Here is a 22,169-nt window from a genome sequence, read left to right as displayed (position 1 = left end):
ATTTTAGCTATGAAAAATTGAAAAGTGCATAGGTGTTAGGCTAAGGTCTAATTTTGTAAATAAATGGCGGTATAAATTATATTTATGGTTTTTATTTAATTGATTTTTATTGCTTTTATTTGTCATTAAAACAAGGCTTTTAATTGCTGATTGATCAAATTAAAAGCGCTCACTTAATGTTTGTTTTATTTTTTCCAAAGGATTGGTCGTGGTATTTTCTTCGGTACTCGGTTTTGGGATTGGTAAAGAAATAATAACTTCTAAACCACCTTGTTCACGATTATGAATTTGAATCTCACCATGATGAATATCAACAATACGTTTAACAATAGCCAGCCCAAGACCACTACCTTGAATGGTTCTTGCTGAGTCTCCGCGAACAAAAGGTTGCATTAACTCTTCAATTTGATCTGCAGGAATGCCTTCGCCATGATCAGCAACGGTAATTAAAATACATTCATTTTCAACTTTTGCACTGAGCTCTATCGGTTCAGCACCATAGCGTTTTGCATTATTAATCAAGTTGGCAATCAATCTTTTTAAAGAAAGACTACGTGCCGGAATAATAGGTACATCCTGCATCTCGAATTGAATATCGAGAGGTTTAAATTGTACAACAAGTTCTTGCAAAAGCATGTTGATATTGGTGTCTTTCAACTCCTCATCTGAGCCATCGCGCATGTACGAAATGAACTGATTAAGAATTGCATCCATATCATCTACGTCATAGACCAAACCTTCACGTAAAAACTCATCAGGCAGCATCTCTGCTGTTAAACGTATGCGTGTAAGAGGGGTACGTAAATCATGTGAAATACCTGCCAACATAATACGTCGTTCACGCTCAGTCTGATCGAGTGTATAGACCATACGATTAAACGCTTGGTTTACTTGACGAATTTCTAGTGGACCGTGGTTGGTATCAAGGTACGGTGCTGTTCCGGATTTACTGTATTCATTGGCAGCATTCTGCAAACGACGCAGGGGGCGGTTCATCTGTCGAACCAAAATTAAAATAATGATAGCCGACAGTAATGGAACACCCACGACCCAACCCACTAAAAGTTCAGGACTGTAGTTGGCATAGGTTTTTAAAGGCTCGCGAACCCAGTTGCCATGCATTTCAGGAGTTTGAATCCAAATGCGTGGGCTCGGTTTAAACTGAAAGTAAACGGTAACGTCTTTAGTCCCAATCTCATTTGCCAGCTTTTTTTCGACATGATTGGTAAAAAACTCGGCAATGACCTTTTCTCGGACACTTGGATATTCTTTGGGGTTGGTAACGTATTCAATACCGACTCGATTACGCAACCACGCATCAATATCTACTTCATTTTCACGATGAAAAATTCGTATATCAGGATTATTGACGAGCTCAAGCTCGACCGCAAGATAACGGGCGTGCTGTTGAATTTCAGGTAAATAAAGAGTGCGCCAAAAGAACCATAAAGACATAAATAAGCTAAAGAACACTACCAGCAGTACCAAAATAGTGGTACGCATGGCAGCAGAACGTGGCTTTATTTTGTCGAGAAAACGTTCCCATCGAGTCCGTTTACGCTCTGAATAGGTCACGTAATCGGTAAAGTTCTGTGGGGCGATTGGTTCTAAACTCACTCTATCTTATCTCAAGCTTATTCAGCACCATCTGGAACGAACACATAGCCGACACCCCATACCGTTTGGATGTAACGTGCACGCGCTGGGTTATCTTCAATTAAGCGACGTAAACGAGAAACTTGAACGTCAATTGAACGTTCCATTGCACCCCATTCACGGCCGCGCGCTAAGTTCATCAATTTATCGCGTGTTAATGGTTCACGTGGGTGTTGTACCAATGCTTTTAATACAGCAAATTCGCCAGTTGTTAAGGTAACGATTTGCCCTTCGCGTGTCAGTGTGCGGGTAGATAAATCTAAAGACCATGGTCCAAAGCTTACTACTTCAACTTGTTGGCTTGGTGCACCCGGAACTTCACGAACTTGGCGACGTAATACTGCACGGATACGGGCTAAAAGCTCATTTGGGTTAAATGGTTTTGGCAAGTAGTCATCTGCACCAGCTTCAAGACCAGCAATACGGTCTGAATCGCTACCACGTGCTGTTAACATGATGATTGGCGTATCAATATTTGATTGGCGTAAACGACGGCAAATACTTAAACCATCTTCAACCGGTAACATAAAGTCGAGTACGATAAGTGAAAATAACTCACGTTGTAATAAACGGTCCATTTGCGAAGCATCGTGGGCAGTTTTTACAACAAAGCCTTTATCTTCCAAAAAACGTTGCAAGAGGGTACGTAAACGCACATCGTCATCGACCACTAAAATACGTTCGACACGATCCGTTTCGTTGTGTACGGTTTCAGGATGTTCAGCAGGTACAACTAAACTCATGATGTACTCCCTTTTAAAGTCATAATTTATATATTATTGGGTCGGATAGGCTTATTGCCAACAAGCCCTCAGTATAATGCTGATGTTCTTGTTTAGACTATGTATCAATTTGCTCAAAATTACAATTTTCAAGGTGGTTTGAAACCAAAAAACAACATCTTAAGCCCATAATTTAGCAAAGATAGATCTAAAACAACAAATAGTTAAATTTTCAATAAATTTACAATAACTTTGTAGTGATAACTAATTGTTTCAAATCAGTTATTTGAAATGAATATAATAGACTTTTGATTGCTGAATAAGATAAAAAAACTGGGTAGTTAAGGAACTAGAGGAATAAAGTAGTGCTCAACCTCAATGTTTTTATCTTCTGGGCTATGTATCAATATGATCATTTTCTCATAAATTATATTAATTTTTTGTCATGTTCATGACATAAGTCGTACGTTTATATTTTTTAAAGATTAAAAGGTAGGGTTCAGTTTTAACTTTTTCATACTTAAATCACTGTTTTTGCGTGCTCTAGTAGTCGTAAAAAGTATAAATATTCAGAGTCAATACAAAAAAACGTTTTGAATACGCAAACAAGTGTGGATTTTATGGGCTTGGTCTTTATAATCAGTGCTTTTAAACTTTATCCTTGTGGGATCAAACACGATGACTGACTTAGTTCAGCAGTTGGCAAGTGAGCTTGCCGTACGTCCAAACCAAGTAGAAGCTGCCATCCGCTTAATTGACGAAGGTGCCAGTGTTCCATTCATTGCCCGTTACCGTAAAGAAGTAACACAAGGTTTAGATGATACGCAGTTACGCCAATTAGATACTCGTTTAGCGTATTTACGTGATTTATATGAGCGCCGTGAAAAGGTCATTCAGTCATTGCAAGAACAGAATAAATTGAGTGATGACTTGTTGGCGCGGGTGAATGCAGCCGAAACAAAAAATGCTTTAGAAGAAATTTATGCACCGTATCGTCCTAAGCGTACAAGTAAGTCTTTTAAAGCAAAAGAAGCAGGTTTAGGACCGATTGCTGAAAAAATTATTGCAGAACAAGTTGACCCGACAGAAGCATTGGCTGGTTTTAGTCATGAAGACTATCCAGATGTTGAAAGTCAGTTAGATGCGATCCAGCATATTCTGATTGATGACTGGGCACAAAATATTGCGCTTACTACAGAATTAAAAGCAACTTTTGCAAAAACTGCGGTTTTAAAAAGTACAGTCGCTTCTGAAGAAAAGAAAGAAGTCGGTAAAAAATTCCGTGATTACTTTGAATTTTCTGAAGGTTTAAACAAATTACCTTCACACCGTTTATTGGCGATGTTGCGTGGTCGTCAAGAAAATGTATTAGGTTTAAAAGTTGATGGTGAAGATGATGCGCCATTAGCGCGTATTGAAACTGAATACAACCTTGAGCAAATTCAACCTCAAGCACGTCAAGATTTTTTAAAACAAACTGCAAAATTATTCTGGTTAGGTAAAGTTCGTCCTCAAATCGAGCATTCATTGCTAACAGAGAAACGACTTACTGCCGAAGCAGAAGCAATGCAGGTATTTGCTGAAAATCTTCGTCATTTATTATTATCAGCACCAGCGGGTGGTCGTACGACTTTAGGTGTTGACCCTGGTATTCGTACTGGTGTGAAACTTGCGGTAGTAAGCGATGCAGGTGATGTACTTGCCCATAGCACGATCTATCCATTCGCGCCTAAAGAAGATAAAGAAGGTTCTATTACTGAACTTGCACGTCTATGCCGTGAATATAATGTAGAGCTTATTGCTATTGGTAATGGTACAGCTAGCCGTGAAACAGAAGCTGTAGTGGCTGAAATGATGGCTGCTAATACAGACCTTAAATTAACACGTGTGACTGTAAGTGAAGCGGGTGCATCTGTTTACTCTGCAAGTGAGCTTGCTGCGGCAGAACTTCCAGAGCTTGATGTTTCAATTCGTGGAGCAGTGTCGATTGCTCGCCGTTTACAAGATCCACTTGCTGAACTTGTTAAGATTGATCCGAAATCAATTGGTGTAGGTCAATATCAACACGATGTAAATCAAACTGGTTTGGCTAAAACACTTGATGCGGTAGTTGAAGACTGTGTGAATGCTGTTGGTGTTGATGTAAATACGGCGTCGCCAGCAATCTTGGCTTACATTGCAGGTTTGAATAAAGCCATTGCTCAGCAAATTGTTGAATATCGCAAAGAGCATGGTCGTTTTGATAACCGTCAAGCTTTGAAAAGCGTACCACGTTTAGGTGAGCGTACGTTTGAACAAGCGGCTGGTTTCTTACGCATCCAAAATGGTTCTGAACCTTTAGATGCTTCTGCTGTTCACCCTGAAAGTTATGGTCTTGTTGAGAAAATTGTTGCTGCAAAAGCGACAACTGTGAAAGACATCATTGGTAATACCGAAATCATTCGCCAAGTAAAAGCTGATGAATTTGTTGATGACAAATTTGGTTTGCCAACAGTTCAAGACGTATTAGCTGAACTTGAAAAACCGGGTCGTGACCCACGTCCAGAGTTCCGTACTGCTAAATTCCGCGAAGATATCACTGAAGTTGGTCAATTAACTGAAGGTATGCAGCTTGAAGGTGTGATCACTAATGTCACAAACTTTGGTGCTTTCGTTGATATTGGCGTGCATCAGGATGGTTTAGTTCATATTTCTGAATTAGCGAATGAGTTTGTTTCTGACCCGCATAAAGTTGTAAAACCAGGTCAGATCGTACAAGTGCGTGTTATGCAGGTTGATGTTGAACGTAACCGTGTGAACTTAAGTATGCGTGCTGAAGGCTCTGCGCCTGTAAAAGCACAGCGTCCACCACGCCGTGAACAAAATACAGAACAGCGTTTTGAGCGTAAGCCTCAAGGTAAACGTCCTCAACCGCGTAAAGATCAAGCTGAACGTCCTCAGCGTAGCAAGCAAGAGAAGCCACAAGAACAAAAGATTGGTGGTTTAGGTGCATTGTTATTACAAGCGGGAATTAAAGGTTCTAAATAAGAGTCTTTAGTTGATAAAAAGGCCTCCAATTGGAGGCTTTTTTATGGGTTAAATATTATGTTTTCAATAACTATATAAAAGCAAAATAAGAAAAAAGCAGTCGTAAAGATGAGGTGAATCTTAAGATCAACAAATCGTTGTTAAATACACAATTAAATACACAACGTTATAGCATAACTAAACTTTAATGATATTCAGTTGTTCGACATCATCAACCCAGCCTTGAAGCATTTACTCACTTTCAGGCTGTAATAGTACAACTTTGCTTATTTCTTTTTATTATAAATGGTTGTTTTATGTCGGTTTTAAACCTGAAAAATAGATTTCATTTAAAAGACCTCTTATCCGGAGTTGTCGTATTCCTCGTGGCATTACCACTATGCTTGGGTATCGCTTTAGCCTCAGGTGCTCCCATCATCTCTGGTATTATTGCAGGTATTGTAGGCGGCATTATTGTGGGTTTACTGAGTGGTTCTCACATTAGCGTTGCAGGCCCAGCGGCAGGGCTGACTGCTGTCATCCTTGTGCAATTAGAACAATTGGGCGGCAATTATGCCGCCTTTTTATTATGTATTATTTTTGCCGGTGTTCTACAAATTCTATTTGGATTATTTAAGTTAGGTTTTTTTGCGAACTTTATCCCAAATAATGTCATTTTAGGGTTATTAGCCGCTATTGGTGTCATCCTGATTGCCACACAATTACCTTATCTGTTTGGACTTTCTGATTTTTCATGGAAACAGGTTTGGACTTCAACACCAGATGCATTCCTTCAACGTTTTGATGGAGGAGCGGCACTTATTGGTTTGCTCAGTCTATTCTTAATTTTAGCATGGGATAGCAGCCCGCTTAAAAAACTAGCTTTACCTTCTGCTTTGATTGCGGTTGTGCTCGCAGCAGTTTTAAATTTTATTTTGGTGAGTATCGGCTCTGCATGGGCAGTGCAAATTGATAACCTCATTCAATTGCCGAATATATTACAAGCACCCGAAAAAGTATTAATTTTCCCTGATTTTAGCTATTTAGCTGAGCCTATGATTTACACAGGGGCAATTACTCTGGCTGTCGTTGCATCTTTAGAAACGTTATTGAATTTAGAGGCAGCAGATAAAATCGATCCTCAAAAACGTTCTTCTCCGCCGAACCGTGAACTTTGGGCACAAGGTACAGGGAATATCGTTTCGGGCTTAATAGGTGGCATGCCCGTCACCTCAGTGATTGTACGTAGTTCGGTGAATGCGAATACAGGCGCGCGTAGTAAGTGCTCTACCATTATTCATGGGGTATTGTTGCTGTTAGCGGTTTTGTTCTTCGTGCCATTAATGAACATGATTCCTCTGTCTGCATTGGCTGCGATCCTTATTGTGACAGGCTTTAAGCTTACCCATCCAAAACTATTCAAACAGCTTTATCAAAAAGGTTGGAAACAGTTTTTACCTTTTATTATTACCTTAGTTGCAATTTTGCTGACAGATCTTTTAATGGGAATTTTAATTGGTCTGTTCACCAGTAGTGCTTTTATTCTCTATGGCAATTTTAATAAAGGTATTCGTGTTTATAGAGAGAAGCGTTTGCATGGCGTAGTCACGCGTATTGAACTCCCATCACAAGTGACCTTCCTTAATCGTTCTGCGCTTATTTCGGCATTGGAACATGTACATAAACATCAGCAACTCATTATTGATGCAACTCAGTGTGATTCGATTGATCCTGATATCTATCAAGTTATTCAAGATTATCAAAGTGAAACGGCTATTAAACGCCAAGTAAATCTTAAATTGGTCGGGTTCAAACAGCACTATCAAGACGTTGATGATGCGGTACTTGATATTGATATTAGTACACATGATTTGCAACAAAAGTTGAGTCCACAACAGGTCGTTAACCTACTTAAAGAGGGGAACGAGCGTTTTGTAAAAAATGAACGCCTTCAACGTGATATTTACCGACAAATTCGTGTGACTGCAGATGAAGGGCAACATCCGATCGCAGCAGTCCTTGGGTGTATGGACTCACGTGCTCCTACGGAAATGATTTTTGATGTGGGTATTGGTGATCTGTTCAGCTTGCGAATTGCAGGTAATATTGCTGGGCAAAAAGTATTGGGTTCACTTGAGTTTGCGTGTCAGGCTAAAGGTTCTAAAGTAATCGTTGTTTTAGGACATACTGATTGCGGTGCGGTGACGAGTGCATGTCAATTGCGTTTAGAACAAAAACAAGTATCTGATGTGAAGGAAATGCCACATATTCAATATGTACTTGGACCATTAATGCATTCGGTTGATAGCGTATATGACATTATGCAACCACGTGAATTAGGTAATGCTTTTATTAGCCAAGTCACAGCAATGAATGTTCATTACAACATCCAGTACATTATTAATAATAGTAGTGTGCTTAAAGATATGGTTGATCGAGGTGAGATCGTAGTTGTGGGTGCAATTTACGATGTGAAAACAGGGCACGTTCAGTTTCTCGATTGATCAGTTCTTTAGTTAAAAAAAGCGCCTTATTTAAGGCGCTTTTTATTCGTTATGTGATTAATTCAAAATTACCAATGTTCACCTGGGAAAATACGTGCATATGCTTTTTGCGCCCAGTTTAATTTCTCGGTTTTTTGTCCCTTCGCTGCATCTGAACTTGGGAATAAACGGAAACCAATCGACATGAACATATTATTAATGCCTGGCGCTACAGAATAAGTCATTGAAGCTAAGCGGCCTAAGTTGGTTGCCATACGTTTTGGACGTTTCACAATTGCATAAGCAATTAAGTCAGCAGCCTGCTCAGGTGAAAGTGTTGGTACATATTTATAAATTTTAGTTGGTGCAATCATTGGGGTACGAACCAATGGCATATAAATTGAAGTAATTGCGATTTTGTGTGCATGAACTTCGGCAGATAGGCAGCGGCTAAATGCATCAAGAGCGGCTTTAGACGCGACATATGCAGAGAAGCGAGTAGCGTTTGCTAAAACACCAATCGAGCTAATATTAATAATTTGTCCGTCTTTACGCTGAATCATATGCGGCAAGATATTGAGAACTAGGCGAACCGCGCCAAAATAATTTAATTGCATCGTGCGTTCAAAGTCATGAAAACGATCATAAGACTCATGTACAGCACGGCGAATAGAGCGACCTGCGTTATTAATTAAAATATCAATGTGATCCACAGTTGCTAAAATTTCTTTAGAAACTTGGTCAATCATTTCCATATCGTTGAGATCACATGGGAAAATTGATGCCTTACCGCCACGTTTTTCGATATCTGCTTTTACTTCTTCCAAAGTTTCTTGAGTACGGGCAACCAGTAAAACATGGGCACCAGCATCAGCAAGTTTGTTTGAAATCGTTAATCCGATTCCACTCGAGGCGCCTGTCACTAAAATGACTTTATCTTGTACCTTTTCCTGGAACAGAGCTTCTAATTTTTTATTCACAGCATTTTACCTAAGTAGGGGCAGGGACTATTTATTCCGGTATGTAATTTTTATTTTTTACAACCGTAGGTTCATCCAGATGAACTCATAAATATTGTCTTTATCTTAATAGATGTTTAAAAATTGTCTAGTCTGTAAATATATGAAATTTAACAATTTATTTAGAGTAAAAACTCTAAAATAGTATCTTAATCCATTAATTGTTTTAGTCATAAAATGAACAAGAAAATGAAAAAAGCCTCTATTTCCAGAGGCTTGATAAATAGTTTAAAAGTTATACAGCTGAAAGTGCTTGTTCTAAATCGGCAATTAAGTCATCAATATGCTCAATTCCAATGGAAAGACGAACCATATCTTCACTTACACCAGCAGATTTAAGCTCCTGTTCATTGAGCTGACGGTGAGTTGTAGTTGCAGGGTGGCAAGCCAAACTTTTCGCATCACCAATATTCACCAGACGAGTAAATAGCTGAAGTGCATCGATGAATCGAGTACCGCCTTCACGCCCATCTTGTACACCGAAAGATAAAATTGCAGAAGGTTTACCTTTTACATATTTTTGAGCAAGCTGGTGCTGCGGATGATCTTTTAAACCTGCGTAATTCACCCATTTTACTTTTGGATGGGTCTGTAAATACTCTGCAATTTTTTGCGCATTTTCAGTATGACGCTCCATGCGGAGGTTTAGAGTTTCTAGACCTTGTAAAATCAAGAAAACACTCAGTGGACTAATAGCCGCGCCTGTATTACGCAATGGTACAACGCGAGCTCGTGCTATATAGGCAGCCTCGCCTAATGCCTCAGCATAATTAACACCGTGATAGCTTGGGTCTGGTGTATTCAAAACTTTAAAGCGCTCTGGATATTTACCCCAAGGGAATTTGCCGCTATCGATAATTGCACCACCAATACTATTGCCATGACCACCAATATATTTAGTAAGAGAATGAATAACGATATCGGCGCCATATTGAAACGGTTTTAATAAAGCAGGGGTGGCAACCGTATTATCGACAATGACAGGCACACCATATTCATGGGCGATTTTTGAAATTGCTTCTAAATCGATAATATTTCCGAGTGGATTCCCAATTGACTCAACAAAAACAAGTTTAGTTTTATCATCAATTAAATTACGTAAACTTTCCGGCTGTTGATAATCAAAAAAGCGAACTTCAATACCTTGTTTTGGTAAGGTGTGGGCAAATAAATTATAAGTTCCGCCATATAAAGTTGAGACGGAGGCAATGTTGTCTCCCGCTTCTGTAATCGTTTGGACAGCATAGGTAATCGCTGCCATTCCAGAAGCCAAGGCTAAAGCACCAATTCCGCCTTCGAGAGCAGCAAGGCGTTGCTCAAGCACAGCAGTGGTCGGGTTCATAATACGGGTATAAATATTGCCCTGAACTTTTAAATCGAAAAGGTCGGCACCGTGCTGTGTATTATCAAATGCATATGAAGTGGTTTGATAAATAGGGACCGCAACCGCTTTTGTTGTTGCTTCGGGGGAGTAGCCAGCATGAATTGCTAAGGTTTCATCTTTATAAGTCATGATTACTTCATCTTCGTGAGTTAAATATTGAGCGAGTCTAGCTTAAAAGTTAAATAGAAAATTGCACAAATTCTGGTTTGTTTTCTAATTTTAGGAATATAGATAGAAAAATATGCGCTGAAACACTGTACAAATCTTATCCATAAACATTTTGCAACTTATTGAAAAAGAAAATTGTTTGATAAATCCGTACGATGGAAATCATAACTTCAAGTTGTTGGGGTTTTCAGCGTATAATACGCGCGATTATTTATCGCTTATGCGATGTATTGGTTTTTCAATTGAGGAGTCCTGCGTGGCCCAATATATTTATACGATGAACCGAGTGTCTAAGATGGTTCCGCCAAAGCGCGAAATCTTAAAAGACATCTCTTTATCATTTTTCCCGGGTGCCAAAATTGGTGTGCTCGGTTTGAACGGTGCAGGTAAATCTACCTTGCTTCGTATTATGGCTGGCGTAGATAAAGATTTCTCTGGTGAAGCTCGTGCACAACCTGGAATTAAAATCGGCTATTTAGAGCAAGAGCCACCTCTTGATCCGACTAAAGACGTTCGTGGTAACGTTGAAGATGGCGTGCGTGAAGCTTTAGATGCTTTAGAACGTCTTGATCAGGTATTTGCAGAGTATGCAGATCCGGATGCAGATTTTGATGCACTTGCAAAAGAGCAGGAAAAATTAGAATCAATTATCCATGCTTGGGATGCACATAACTTAAATAACCAGCTTGAAATCGCGGCAGATGCCTTGAACCTTCCAGCTTGGGATGCAGACGTAACTAAGCTTTCAGGTGGTGAACGCCGTCGTGTAGCACTTTGCCGTTTATTGCTTTCAAAGCCAGACATGTTGCTTCTTGACGAACCGACGAACCATTTAGATGCAGAATCGGTATCTTGGTTAGAGCGCTTCTTGAAAGATTTTCCTGGCACAATCGTTGCGATTACGCATGACCGTTATTTCTTGGATAACGTTGCCGAGTGGATCTTGGAGCTTGACCGTGGGCATGGTATTCCTTACCAAGGTAACTATTCTTCTTGGTTAGAGCAAAAAAATGCTCGTTTAGAACAAGAGCAGAAACAAGAAGAATCTTTTGCTAAAGCATTGAAAAAAGAACTTGAATGGGTTCGTTCAAATGCGAAAGGTCAGCAAAAGAAAAACAAAGCGCGTATGGAACGTTTTGAAGAGCTTAACTCTAAAGAATTCCAGCAACGTAATGAAACGTCTGAAATCTACATTCCACCTGGCCCTCGTTTGGGTAATAAAGTTGTGGAAGTGGAAGGTATCAGCAAATCATTTGACGGCCGCGTATTGTACGAAAACTTATCGTTTACTGTACCTCCAACAGCAATTGTAGGTATCGTTGGTCCAAACGGTGCGGGTAAAACGACTTTATTCCGTATGATGACTGGCGAACAGCAACCTGATACAGGTACTGTGACTTTAGGTGAGTCAGTTAAAGTGGCTTACGTGGGTCAGATTCGCGACACTCTAGACAATAACAAAACTGTTTGGGAAGAAGTGTCTGGTGGTTTAGATATCTTGAAAGTGGGCGATTATGAAATTGCTTCACGTGCTTATATCGGCCGCTTTAACTTTAAAGGCCAAGACCAGCAAAAACGCGTAGGCGAATTGTCTGGTGGTGAGCGTAACCGTTTACAACTTGCGAAAATTTTACAGCAAGGTGCGAACGTTATCTTACTGGATGAGCCATCAAACGACTTGGATATTGAAACTTTACGTGCGCTTGAGGATGCAATTCTTGTATTCCCAGGTACGGTAATGGTGGTATCGCATGACCGTTGGTTCCTTGACCGTATCGCGACACACATCTTGTCATTTGAAAATGAACAGCCAGAATTCTACACGGGTAACTATGCAGAATATGAAGCATACCGTCAGTCACGTTTAGGTGAAGACGCTGTTCAAAAACGTACTAAATACAAAAAAATTAGCGGATAATCTCTGTTAATTTAAAAAACCAGCCTAAGGGCTGGTTTTTTATTTCCTATTCAAAAATATTAAGAAATGAGAAATTAAAAATCTCTAAAGTGATTGAATTTATACTTATATTTTTAATTTATTAAGATTAATATTACGTCTCAATTTATTAAAAGGTAAATATACCTCTTTGGAAAATCATGAAAAAAATTAAACTTTATACTATTGCTTTAGGGGTAGCTGTAGCTACACAACTTACTGGATGTCTTTCAGTAAAATCGTATGTTGATCCTGCTTATAAGTCTGTCACTTATTCGGAAATTAAAAGACCAGCTCAACCTATTCCAGTGGTTTTAACTACTGAGTTTCAGAGGAATGGAGAGGTTATTCCAAAAGCAGGTAAAGAACTACAATCTGCTGTTGAGCGTAGTTTAAGAGCAACCGGCGTATTTTCTCCAACAGCTCAGTCGAATGGCGAGAAGCAGGCACAATTACATTTAACTGCGAATAATGTGGCCGATTTGGGTGAAGCTGCAGGTAAAGGAGTTTTAACTGGTTTGACTTTTGGCGCTGTTGGTAATGCGATTGCTGATAAATATGAGTTTAAATTTAATTATGTTGATGCTCAAGGTAAAGAAACTTCTCAACGTTACCCACATATGATTTTAACAACCGTTGGAAATAAAAAAGCGCCTATTGAGAATGTGCAGCCAATGTCGATCAATCAAGCATTTAATAAAGTTGTTGATGATGTTGTAATTCGTTTCTCTTCTGATCTGCAAAAACAGCAATAAATCCTAGGTTAGTTAAATAAGCCATTTGGAATAATATATTGCTAGTTGATTTTTATTTAAAAAAACCAGCCTAAGGGCTGGTTTTTTTATTTAAGGATTTGGAAATATTAATTATTAAATTCGCCTCGTAAATCAGCCCACATCAGTGACGGAACGACCGTAATCACGTCGAAGGTCATGGCAAATGGATAGAGCACCATACGGGTCGCCTTTTTCAAAGGATGTTTTTTGGTAATTTTATTTTCCTGTTGCAGGATAATCGGATAGGGTTGCGCTAAGGTTTTCTGGACCTTTTTAGCTTCCTGTGATTGATAAAGCTGGCCTTTAAAGAAAATATTGATATAAGGATAAGGTGCCGTTTGTTGATTTTGAATGATATCGAAATTTTGTCTAAAGGCGAGAGACTTTAATAATTTTTTTTGCGAGTCATTTAAATCAACCATACGCGTGTTATAGCGTATTTGTAAAACACCATGAAAATGATTGGGATCATCCATGGTCAGTACCAGTGGGGATGGACTGGTCAGACTTCGTTGGTCTGCTGGGATTGCATGAAGAAGTTTTGATAGCTCAGCGCTTCCCTCGGTCATTAAATAACTAAAATCTTGACCTACAAAGACGATCCCTTGTTCTTGCTGGTTTTGAACAGCTTGTCCTAAAGCAATGATTTGATCTTTTGCTAAAATGATTTTCTCGGTTTTTGTGGTTTCGTTAGGTAAAGCTTCTGAAAGTAATGTCGTGGCACAAGCACTCAAATTTAAACAGACGACAACGAGTAGGGTGGAAAATAGTTTATACATTGCAGGAACTCAAACAGGAAATTAATTTTTCTAAAGAAAAAACTTTTTTAAAACAGCGATAAATTAACCAAAAATCATTTTGTAATTTTATTACATTGCTATCGCTTGCTATAGTGACTTTGTGCAATTTACTGTCATGGTGTACCGTTGCCACGTTCTACAGTTTTTATGTCCGTCTTGTTTAGTTTGCTTATATTCCAAAGCTTATGGAATGTGGCAGCGGCATTTTGCGTGCATAAAAATCAGGAAAAGACATTACAACATTTCGGTCATCATGCAGATTTAAATGTATATCAATCTTCAGACCATATGCAGACTGAACATGTGGGTATTGTAGAAAATTCTGAGAATGCTCCATTAAGCTGGCAAGATCATCACGATCATTTACCTTCATGTTTTCATGTAGTGATGACTGAAAATGCACAACAAGCTCAAGAACCTTTTGTGCGTGTACATGAGCTTTCACAAATCTATTACTGGTCTAATTCTTATCAGTCTCCGTATCTTGGCTCTTTAAATCCCCCTCCTGTCTTAACCCTGCTATAGGTGGGGTAGCCGAAAAATAACCCACCAGAAATTTATTTATTTCAAAGGGTTATTTTATGCTTAATTATATGTGCAAACAAAGCGCAGCAATCTTCTATGTAGATTACTCGCTTAAACATTCACGTCTTTATGTTAATGACAAGGCGGGATATAAGGTTCTGTCAAATCTTTCGGGAAAACAAAAATATCATTTTAATGAGTCGGTTATCTCATCTCTGATGATTCACAGTGATGGAGGTTTATGGAAATGAATATTTTATTTTCCCCCCGTGTTAGAACTGTGAGCTCCCGAGTGATTGGGCTGATTTTAGCTATTATTCTTGCTTTAAGTTTTAGTAAATGGCATTTCCAAGCGGCATTTATAGAACATATTTTATGGTTCTTTGGATGGTTTTTTGTGGGCATCGGAGTAATGGGAAGAATATGGTGCAGTCTTTACATTTCCGGATTTAAGAATGCCAAGTTGGTGACAGACGGTCCCTATTCTTTATGTAGAAATCCACTCTATCTGTTTAGTTATCTGGGTGGAGTCGGGATCATGTTGATTACAGAGACGTTTATCTTTCCAATAGTATTCACGCTTTATTTTCTCTGTTATTACCATTTTGTTATACGCCAAGAAGAAGCATTCCTGAGTGAAAAATATGGAACTGCATATTCAGATTATATAAAGACAATTCCACGCTTTTTACCAAGTTTCAAAAATTTTAAAGAGCCTGAGTTCTATCAGGTTTCACCGAAGCATTTCCGTATTTTTTTGACGCAGGTGGTGTGGTTTATCTGGGTTGCGGCCTTAGTCCAACTTTTTGATGAGTTGCGACTGCACGGTGTTCTCCCTTCATTGTTTAGTTGGTTCTAAAAATGAAATGAAAGTATATCCGCATGCTTCTTAGAGACTCAGAAGATTTGTCCTGAATTGATTAACTAAAGCATGCGAAAAATTAATTTTATTTCTGGGCTAAGCCCTTAAATAAATTCGGAATATTTAGATCTGGTGATTATTATGTCTATTAAACTAAATACAAAATCGGCTTTGATGGTTTTACTTCTTTCAACAAGTTTGGCTCATGCTGATGGAGGGTTAATATTCCTCGAAAAGAATATTAAGTCTCAGCAAGAAACAAAAGCTAAAGCTGAAGAAAGTAAGAACCCTCATTTAACTTGTAAGCGTAAATAATTTCTTTTGTAGGAAACTAATTAATTAATAATTAGTTTCCTATGAGTAAAGATAAAGATTCTTAATGATTTATTCTTATCTTTACTCAAGCGAGATTAGAATCATTTCTATACTGCTACTTATAGATGTAATTTTATTACATGCCCACTGCCTGCTATAGTGGCTTTGTTCAACTTCTTAGTTTAATGGTGTGCTGTTGCCACGTTCTGCACTTTTCATGTCCGTCTTATTCTGTTTGCTTATATTCCAAAGTTTATGGAATGTGGCAGCGGCATTTTGCGCCCATGAAAATCAGGAAAAGGCATTACATCATTTTGGTCATCATGCAGCGTTGAGTTATGAAGCTTCACAGCATAGCCATACGGAAAAGACAGATATCGTAGGGACACATAAAGCTCCTTTAACCTTGTCTGATCATCATGACCATTTACCTTCATGTTTTCATGTTGTGATTGTAGAAGCACAAGAAAAAATTATTTCGCCGTTAATACAGTCATCTGAGCCAAAACAACAATATTATTGGTCCAATTCTTATAAGTCCCCTCATATTTCTAAACAAGACCCGCCTCCTGTTTTAACCCTGCTATAGGTGGGGTAGCCGAAAAATAACCCACCAGAAATATTATTTATTTCATAGGGTTAATTTATGTCTATTTTTTTATACGAAAAACGTTTCGTTAGTCTGAGTACGTCTTGGATATTTAAATCATTAGTTGTTGCTGTTGCACTTTCAACTGGTGTCGTAACAAACGCAGCCAGTTCAAATCAGAACCTTGCTGAGAATACACAACCACAGCGTGTACAGAAGGTTTTAACGTTTGAACAGGTGCTCGATCAGGTTAAGCAGTTTCAGACTCAAACAGGAATTTGGCAAACTCAACAAGATATCGCCGAGAGCAATATCAAACAGAGCCAGCTATGGGAAAATCCGACGGTTTCTGTACAGCAAACGGGTTTTAAATCTGGAAAAGATCAGGAATTAGAACTTGGGATCTCGCAAAAACTAGATATTTTTGGTGTACGTTCCGCAGCAAAAAAACTAGCAAGTGTTCAGCAAAATCAAGTTGAGTTAAATCAGGTTTTATATGAGGCTCAACTGAAGCTGGCGGTAAAATATTTATGGTCACAAGTATCTATTTTAGAGCTTGAACATGAAGTTGCTAAAGCCCAGTTAAGAACGAGTAAGAACCTTTTAGATGCTACCCGCTTACGCTTTCAGGCAGGCAGTATTGCTCAGGTTGATTTAGATCGAACTCTCATGACGCATGTTGAAAATCAGCGTTTATATCAGGAAGTTGAATTATCACTGAGTAGTGCTAAAAGAAAATTGGCTAACTTATGGGGTGAGACAGAAGATAACTTCACATTACGTCCAGATATAAAAAGTGCATGGCCTTTAAAAAATGAAGGTGATATCGATCAATATCTAAAACAGAATTTGTTAGAACAGTCCCTGCGGCTTCAAGCAATACAACAAAATTCTGAAATTAATTATTTAAAGGCAAAAAATCGGCCTACGCCTACTGTAAATATGGGCGTGGTTCGTAGTAAAACCGCAGAAACGAGTAGTACCGAAAATCAGATTCGAGTAGGTATTGCAGTTCCTTTAAATATTTTTAATCGCCAGCAATATGCACTCAAAGTTGCTCAAAGCAAACTCGATTTAATTGACCAGCAGCAAAGCTTTTATAAAAAGCAAAGCGAGAATTCTATTCGTACTCTACAGTACGAGTTAGCGGGTTTAAAGCAGCAATATAATTTAATGAATGAGCAGCAAGTCCCTTTATCAGAGACGGTACAAGAGAAAATGTTGCTTGGCTTTAAAGTCGGTAAATTTGCAATTACCGATGTTCAGCAATCTACCCTTCAATTACAAGAACAACGTTTGAAGAAAGTTCAACTCCTTAAATCTGCTTGGCAAAAAGCAATTGAGGCAGAAAGTTTAGCTCTCGGGATCGATCCAAATATGGTGATGTCTGGAGATGCATTAAATCAAATTAATCAAAATTTATGGCAAGACACCTATAAGTTGCCGACAGTTGGAGGGGCAGAGTAATGTCAGTTAAAAAAATGAAAAACCAATGGCTTATTGCTCTTTTATTGCTGATTGTCTGCCTTGCTTTAAGTGCTTGGTTATTTTTCTCTGGAAAAAAACAGCCTAATACTGATGAAGGTGAAGAAGAGCATGCAGAGGGTGAAGTTGGTCATGAAGAATCTGAAAAAGAGGAAGGCAGTTTAAACCTCACGTCTAAGCAACTGGTTGAATATGGAGTGAAGTTAGAGCAAGTAGGACGTGGAGAAGTTGAGCAGAATCTCTCGTATCCTGCCAAACTTGTTGTAAATACAGACCAGCAAGCACATGTCTCTTCAACTTTTTCTGCGCGTGTAGATAGTGTAAATGTTGCGTTGGGACAACAAGTTGAAAAGGGTCAGGCGCTTGCGACTTTATTTGTACCTGATTTAGTCGATCAACAAGCTAACTTAAGCATGGCACAAGAAGCACTGACATTAGCCCAGCAAGATTATCAACGTGAAAAACAATTGTGGGAACAAGGGGTTTCTGCACGTCAAGATTACCAGCGCGCTTACAATGCATATCGTCAAGCGCAAATTCAGGTACAAGCTGCAAATAGCCGTTTATCTGCTTTGGGGGCGAATCGCTCAAGTAAAGGCCGATATGTTTTAACTGCACCTTTAAGTGGTGTAATCAGTAATAAAGATATTGTCATTGGTGAGCAAATTGGCCCTGAAAAACAATTATTTGTTATTGATCGCCTAGATCAGTTATGGGTCGAATTTGTGCTACCAAGTGCAAATACCAATATTCAGCCTAATCAGGAAATTGAATTTAAATCATTGCAAACGAACAATATTTTCAAAGCGCAGGTACAAAGCCTAACTTCAGAAGCAGATACTCAAACTGGTCGTTTACAGGTTCGTGCCAAGGTACTAACACCTTCAAAAGAATTACGCCCTAACTTAATGGTCAATGTGTTACTGAAACAAAATAATGCAGCGACTGTATTACGGGTTAACAAGACAGCGATACAACAGATTGATGGAAAGAATGTCGTCTTTATTGCAAAACAGGAGAAGGACAAAATTCATTTTGCCCCTGTTGCCGTTGAGTTAGGCAATTATTCTTCAGATGCACAATGGGTAGAAGTTAAATCAGGAATTACTGAAAAACAGCAATATGTGACTCAAGGTAGTTTCTTGCTTAAGTCCGAACTTGAAAAAGGAGAGGCTGAGCATGGACATTAATAAACCTGATTTGCCAAAGGCTGAAGGTTTGTTTGATCGAATTATTCAGTTTTCAATTAACAACGCCATTTGGGTCATGATGTTTGTTATTGCTTGGATTGGTGTCGGAATTTATAGCTATCAAAAACTTTCAATTGATGCTGTGCCTGATATCACCAATGTACAGGTACAAATCAATAGTCAGGCCAATGGTTTTACAGCACCAGAAGTTGAGCAAAGGATTACTTATCCGATTGAAAATGCCATGTCTGGTATTCCAAATCTGGAACAGACTCGTTCAATTTCCAGATATGGTCTTTCTCAGGTCACGATTATCTTTAAAGATGGTACTGACATTTACTGGGCAAGACAGCTGATTAACCAACGTTTACAAGAAGCTAAGAGTGCTTTACCAGATAGCATCGATCCGCAAATGTCTCCAATTTCGACTGGACTCGGTGAGATTTATCAATGGGTGGTAAAAGCAGAACCAAATGCTAAAAAAGCAGATGGTTCAGCTTATAGCGCGATGGACCTGCGTGAAATTCAAGACTGGATTATTCGGCCCCAGTTACAACGTGTGCAAGGGGTAGCCGAGGTTAATAGCATTGGTGGATATAACAAAACCTATGTGGTCTCTCCAGATCTGACACGGTTACAACAGTTGCAAATTCCACTCACTGATTTACAAGATGCGCTTCAAAATAATAATGAAAACCGTGGTGCCGGATTTATTGAAGAGAATGGCCAGCAACTCACAGTTCGTGTTCCGGGTATGTTGACATCGATACAAGATATCCAGAATGTTACGGTCGCCACTAAAAACGGTTTACCTATACGGGTTGTCGATGTAGCGTCAGTATCGATTGGTCATGATTTGCGTACAGGTGGTGCTACCTATAATGGACAGGAAACTGTTTTAGGTATCGCCATGATGATGATGGGTGAAAACAGTAAAACTATAGCTAAGGCGATTGACGATAAAGTTCAGGAAATTCAAAGATCACTCCCTCAGGGCGTGGTGATTGAAACAGTCTATGATCGTAGTAGCCTCGTAGATAAAGCGATTAAAACAGTAGCTAAAAATTTGATTGAAGGGGCGATTTTAGTCATCGTTATCCTTTTTATTTTTTTAGGAAACTTTCGCGCCGCTTTAATCACTGCTTGTATTATCCCATTGGCAATGCTTTTTACTTTAACAGGTATGGCGGAACAAAAAATCAGTGCCAACCTGATGAGTCTGGGCGCTTTGGACTTCGGGATCATTGTTGATGGGGCCGTTGTTATTGTTGAAAACTGTATTCGGCGTTTAGCTGAAGCGCAGCATTTAAAAGGTCGCTTATTAACACGTTCCGAACGTTTCACTGAGGTCTTTCTAGCCGCTAAACAAGCACGACGCCCATTAATCTTTGGTCAGATCATCATTATGGTCGTGTACCTACCAATTTTTGCTTTAGCAGGCGTAGAAGCAAAAATGTTTCACCCTATGGCAATGACTGTTGTCCTAGCATTATTAGGAGCAATTATTTTATCTGTGACCTTTGTTCCGGCAGCAGTAGCTCTGTTTGTTACGGGTGAAGTGAAGGAAAAAGAAAGCCGCTGGATGATGACGCTGAAAAAAGGTTATGCAGGCTTACTCGATAAAGCATATGCCTTTCGATATGTTGTTGTCACAGCAGCGGTCAGCATCTTGATTTTGACAAGTGCTATTGCAACAAGAGTGGGGAGTGAGTTCGCACCTCAACTCAGTGAGGGTGATTTTGCATTACAACTCATGCGTGCACCGAGCACAGGCATAGAAGAGTCGCTTAAGATTCAAGAGAATGTAGAAAAGCAGTTACTCAAAGCTTTCCCTGAAATTAAAGCCATTTTTGCAAGAACAGGAACAGCCGAGGTTGCTACCGATGTCATGCCTCCAAATATTTCCGATGGTATTGTTCTATTAAAACCACATGATCAATGGCCAAACCCTAAAGAAACGATAGATGAATTGCGTACCAGAATGCTGCAATTCGTGAATCAGATTCCTGGCAATAATAGTGAATTCTCGCAACCGATTGAACTACGTTTTAATGAACTCATTTCAGGCGTCCGTAGTGATATCGGGGTGAAAGTTTTTGGGGATGATATGCAAATCCTCAATCAGGAAGCGGAAAAAATAGCCCAACAGCTACGTAGCATTCCAGGTGCCAGTGAAGTCAAAGTTGAACAGACTGACGGTTTGCCATTACTTAATGTAGATGTTGATCATGCTCTGGCTGCGCAATATGGATTATCAGTCAAGTCTATTCAGGATATTGTCGCTGCGAGTATTGGAGGACAGAGTGTAGGGCAAATTTTACAGGGCGATAGACGTTTCGATTTCGTGATTCGCTTACAGGAAAACATGCGTACGCCTCAGCAGCTAGCACAATTACCGATTCGCTTACCAAACGGCGGTCTGATCCAGTTACAAGACGTTGCCAAGGTTGAGAATATTCTGGGCCTTGCTCAAGTGAGCCGTGAAAATGGCAAACGCCGAGTGATTGTGACGGCAAATGTGCGTGATCGTGACCTTGGGTCTTTTGTACAAGAGATGCAAAGTAAACTGGCGCAGCAAAAGCTACCTAGCGGTTATTGGTTAGGTTATGGAGGGCAATTTGAGAATCTTGCTTCTGCCACTGCAAGAATGCAAATCGTTGTACCGATGGCGCTCATCATGATCTTTGTGTTGCTGATGGCGGTATTCAGTAATTTTAAAGATAGCTTACTGGTATTTAGCGGGGTTCCTTTCGCTTTATCAGGTGGATTAGTCGTTTTGTGGCTGAGAGATATTCCGCTTTCTATGTCTGCTGGAGTCGGGTTTATCGCTTTATCAGGTGTTGCGGTATTGAATGGTTTGGTCATGCTCACATTTATTAAAGAGCTAAGAGCAACCCTAGATGTTCATACAGCAACTTGGAAAGGTGCTGTACTGCGACTACGCCCTGTATTAATGACGGCATTTGTTGCTTCACTTGGTTTTATTCCAATGGCTTTAGCAACTGGAACTGGTGCAGAAGTACAACGACCTTTGGCAACTGTAGTAATCGGTGGCATTATTTCATCTACGATACTAACGCTGGTTTTATTGCCAGTCATTTATCGATGGATGAATGAAAGCAAGACGAATAAAGTTGAGCATTCATAATATCATCGATTTGAGATATCTTTTTTGATGAAAAAGTTTGAGTCAGAAAAGTATTTGAAACAGGTAAAGGTAAACATGAATTCATGGTTACTTTTACCTCACCAT

18 protein-coding genes are annotated in these 22,169 nt (G+C 39.3%); 12 read left to right on the top strand and 6 right to left on the bottom strand.

The annotated features are described in order from the left end of the window. Nucleotides 1–3: 3 nt before the first annotated feature. From J663_RS18865 to ompR, 3 genes are read right to left on the bottom strand one after another with little or no spacing between them, the layout of a single operon-like run. A complete protein-coding gene (locus J663_RS18865; RefSeq protein WP_014207857.1) occupies nucleotides 4–126 on the bottom strand; it encodes a hypothetical protein in 123 nt (40 codons plus the stop codon). Nucleotides 127–159: 33 nt separating this feature from the next. Beyond that, on the bottom strand, nucleotides 160–1,617 hold the full coding sequence (locus J663_RS07885) for an ATP-binding protein (protein ID WP_005804509.1): 1,458 nt from the start codon (nucleotides 1,615–1,617) through the stop codon (nucleotides 160–162). Nucleotides 1,618–1,634: 17 nt separating this feature from the next. Beyond that, on the bottom strand, nucleotides 1,635–2,399 hold the full coding sequence (gene ompR, locus J663_RS07880) for a two-component system response regulator OmpR (protein ID WP_000060753.1): 765 nt from the start codon (nucleotides 2,397–2,399) through the stop codon (nucleotides 1,635–1,637). 657 nt (nucleotides 2,400–3,056) lie between these two features. Between ompR and J663_RS07875 the strand changes: the two genes are divergently transcribed. Next, entirely contained in the window at nucleotides 3,057–5,405 is a 2,349-nt protein-coding gene (locus J663_RS07875) for a Tex family protein (RefSeq protein WP_033848945.1), read from the top strand. Nucleotides 5,406–5,701: 296 nt separating this feature from the next. Further along, nucleotides 5,702–7,888, top strand: a complete 2,187-nt coding sequence (locus tag J663_RS07870; RefSeq protein WP_033848943.1) for a SulP family inorganic anion transporter — start codon at nucleotides 5,702–5,704, stop codon at nucleotides 7,886–7,888. A gap of 68 nt (nucleotides 7,889–7,956) precedes the next feature. Here J663_RS07870 and J663_RS07865 read toward each other — a convergent pair whose 3' ends face one another. Both J663_RS07865 and J663_RS07860 read right to left on the bottom strand, forming a co-directional pair. After that, nucleotides 7,957–8,847, bottom strand: coding sequence for an SDR family NAD(P)-dependent oxidoreductase (locus J663_RS07865; RefSeq protein WP_002116932.1), 891 nt, complete (start codon nucleotides 8,845–8,847; stop codon nucleotides 7,957–7,959). A 274-nt stretch (nucleotides 8,848–9,121) separates the two neighbouring features. Then, entirely contained in the window at nucleotides 9,122–10,399 is a 1,278-nt protein-coding gene (locus J663_RS07860) for an O-acetylhomoserine aminocarboxypropyltransferase/cysteine synthase family protein (protein ID WP_033848941.1), read from the bottom strand. Nucleotides 10,400–10,694: 295 nt separating this feature from the next. On the opposite strand from J663_RS07860, the gene ettA reads away from it, so the two are divergent. After that, entirely contained in the window at nucleotides 10,695–12,356 is a 1,662-nt protein-coding gene (ettA, locus tag J663_RS07855) for an energy-dependent translational throttle protein EttA (protein ID WP_005067029.1), read from the top strand. 179 nt (nucleotides 12,357–12,535) lie between these two features. Continuing rightward, nucleotides 12,536–13,129 (top strand): hypothetical protein, encoded by a 594-nt coding sequence (locus J663_RS07850; RefSeq protein WP_033848939.1) that lies wholly within the window; start codon nucleotides 12,536–12,538, stop codon nucleotides 13,127–13,129. A gap of 107 nt (nucleotides 13,130–13,236) precedes the next feature. Here the strand turns inward: J663_RS07850 and J663_RS07845 are convergent, their stop codons facing one another. After that, the gene (locus J663_RS07845; RefSeq protein WP_033848938.1) at nucleotides 13,237–13,929 is read right to left on the bottom strand and encodes a hypothetical protein; all 693 of its coding nucleotides are present in this window, start codon (nucleotides 13,927–13,929) and stop codon (nucleotides 13,237–13,239) included. 147 nt (nucleotides 13,930–14,076) lie between these two features. Between J663_RS07845 and J663_RS07840 the strand changes: the two genes are divergently transcribed. The 8 genes from J663_RS07840 to J663_RS07810 all read left to right on the top strand — a co-directional run bounded on the left by J663_RS07840 (nucleotide 14,077) and on the right by J663_RS07810 (nucleotide 22,064). Then, complete coding sequence (locus tag J663_RS07840) at nucleotides 14,077–14,475, top strand: cation efflux protein, CzcI-like (RefSeq protein WP_032004912.1); 399 nt, start codon at nucleotides 14,077–14,079, stop codon at nucleotides 14,473–14,475. A gap of 56 nt (nucleotides 14,476–14,531) precedes the next feature. Next, nucleotides 14,532–14,726, top strand: coding sequence for a hypothetical protein (locus tag J663_RS19580; protein WP_005067033.1), 195 nt, complete (start codon nucleotides 14,532–14,534; stop codon nucleotides 14,724–14,726). Continuing rightward, nucleotides 14,717–15,334: a methyltransferase family protein gene (locus tag J663_RS07830; protein WP_017400516.1), complete on the top strand. Its 618-nt coding sequence runs from the start codon at nucleotides 14,717–14,719 to the stop codon at nucleotides 15,332–15,334. The genes J663_RS19580 and J663_RS07830 overlap by 10 nt, the downstream gene beginning before the upstream one ends. 144 nt (nucleotides 15,335–15,478) lie before the next feature. Then, nucleotides 15,479–15,652 (top strand): hypothetical protein, encoded by a 174-nt coding sequence (locus J663_RS18860; protein WP_191113142.1) that lies wholly within the window; start codon nucleotides 15,479–15,481, stop codon nucleotides 15,650–15,652. Between the two features lie 196 nt (nucleotides 15,653–15,848). Next, nucleotides 15,849–16,241 (top strand): cation efflux protein, CzcI-like, encoded by a 393-nt coding sequence (locus J663_RS07825; RefSeq protein ID WP_033848935.1) that lies wholly within the window; start codon nucleotides 15,849–15,851, stop codon nucleotides 16,239–16,241. 57 nt (nucleotides 16,242–16,298) lie between these two features. Next, a complete protein-coding gene (locus J663_RS07820) occupies nucleotides 16,299–17,708 on the top strand; it encodes a TolC family protein (RefSeq protein ID WP_033848933.1) in 1,410 nt (469 codons plus the stop codon). After that, nucleotides 17,708–18,916: an efflux RND transporter periplasmic adaptor subunit gene (locus tag J663_RS07815; RefSeq protein ID WP_033848932.1), complete on the top strand. Its 1,209-nt coding sequence runs from the start codon at nucleotides 17,708–17,710 to the stop codon at nucleotides 18,914–18,916. The genes J663_RS07820 and J663_RS07815 overlap by 1 nt, the downstream gene beginning before the upstream one ends. Further along, entirely contained in the window at nucleotides 18,906–22,064 is a 3,159-nt protein-coding gene (locus tag J663_RS07810) for an efflux RND transporter permease subunit (protein WP_033848931.1), read from the top strand. The genes J663_RS07815 and J663_RS07810 overlap by 11 nt, the downstream gene beginning before the upstream one ends. Nucleotides 22,065–22,169: the final 105 nt, after the last annotated feature.

Origin of the sequence: Acinetobacter sp. 826659 (assembly GCF_000588515.1) — a bacterium.
In the GTDB taxonomy this organism is placed as follows: Bacteria; Pseudomonadota; Gammaproteobacteria; order Pseudomonadales; family Moraxellaceae; genus Acinetobacter; species Acinetobacter pittii.
Note: the sequence above shows the minus strand (reverse complement) of the source record. Positions and strands in the feature narration are given on the sequence as shown.

What these genes read in the sequence shown, in the direction of transcription:
- J663_RS07870 (WP_033848943.1), top strand. Translation starts at nt 5,702, where the DNA reads ATGTCGGTTTTAAACCTGAAAAATAGATTTCATTTAAAAGACCTCTTA.
- ompR (WP_000060753.1), bottom strand. Translation starts at nt 2,399, where the DNA reads ATGAGTTTAGTTGTACCTGCTGAACATCCTGAAACCGTACACAACGAA.
- J663_RS07850 (WP_033848939.1), top strand. Translation starts at nt 12,536, where the DNA reads ATGAAAAAAATTAAACTTTATACTATTGCTTTAGGGGTAGCTGTAGCT.
- J663_RS07860 (WP_033848941.1), bottom strand. Translation starts at nt 10,399, where the DNA reads ATGACTTATAAAGATGAAACCTTAGCAATTCATGCTGGCTACTCCCCC.
- J663_RS18865 (WP_014207857.1), bottom strand. Translation starts at nt 126, where the DNA reads ATGACAAATAAAAGCAATAAAAATCAATTAAATAAAAACCATAAATAT.
- J663_RS07830 (WP_017400516.1), top strand. Translation starts at nt 14,717, where the DNA reads ATGGAAATGAATATTTTATTTTCCCCCCGTGTTAGAACTGTGAGCTCC.
- J663_RS18860 (WP_191113142.1), top strand. Translation starts at nt 15,479, where the DNA reads ATGTCTATTAAACTAAATACAAAATCGGCTTTGATGGTTTTACTTCTT.
- J663_RS07815 (WP_033848932.1), top strand. Translation starts at nt 17,708, where the DNA reads ATGTCAGTTAAAAAAATGAAAAACCAATGGCTTATTGCTCTTTTATTG.
- J663_RS07875 (WP_033848945.1), top strand. Translation starts at nt 3,057, where the DNA reads ATGACTGACTTAGTTCAGCAGTTGGCAAGTGAGCTTGCCGTACGTCCA.
- J663_RS07820 (WP_033848933.1), top strand. Translation starts at nt 16,299, where the DNA reads ATGTCTATTTTTTTATACGAAAAACGTTTCGTTAGTCTGAGTACGTCT.
- J663_RS19580 (WP_005067033.1), top strand. Translation starts at nt 14,532, where the DNA reads ATGCTTAATTATATGTGCAAACAAAGCGCAGCAATCTTCTATGTAGAT.
- J663_RS07845 (WP_033848938.1), bottom strand. Translation starts at nt 13,929, where the DNA reads ATGTATAAACTATTTTCCACCCTACTCGTTGTCGTCTGTTTAAATTTG.
- J663_RS07810 (WP_033848931.1), top strand. Translation starts at nt 18,906, where the DNA reads ATGGACATTAATAAACCTGATTTGCCAAAGGCTGAAGGTTTGTTTGAT.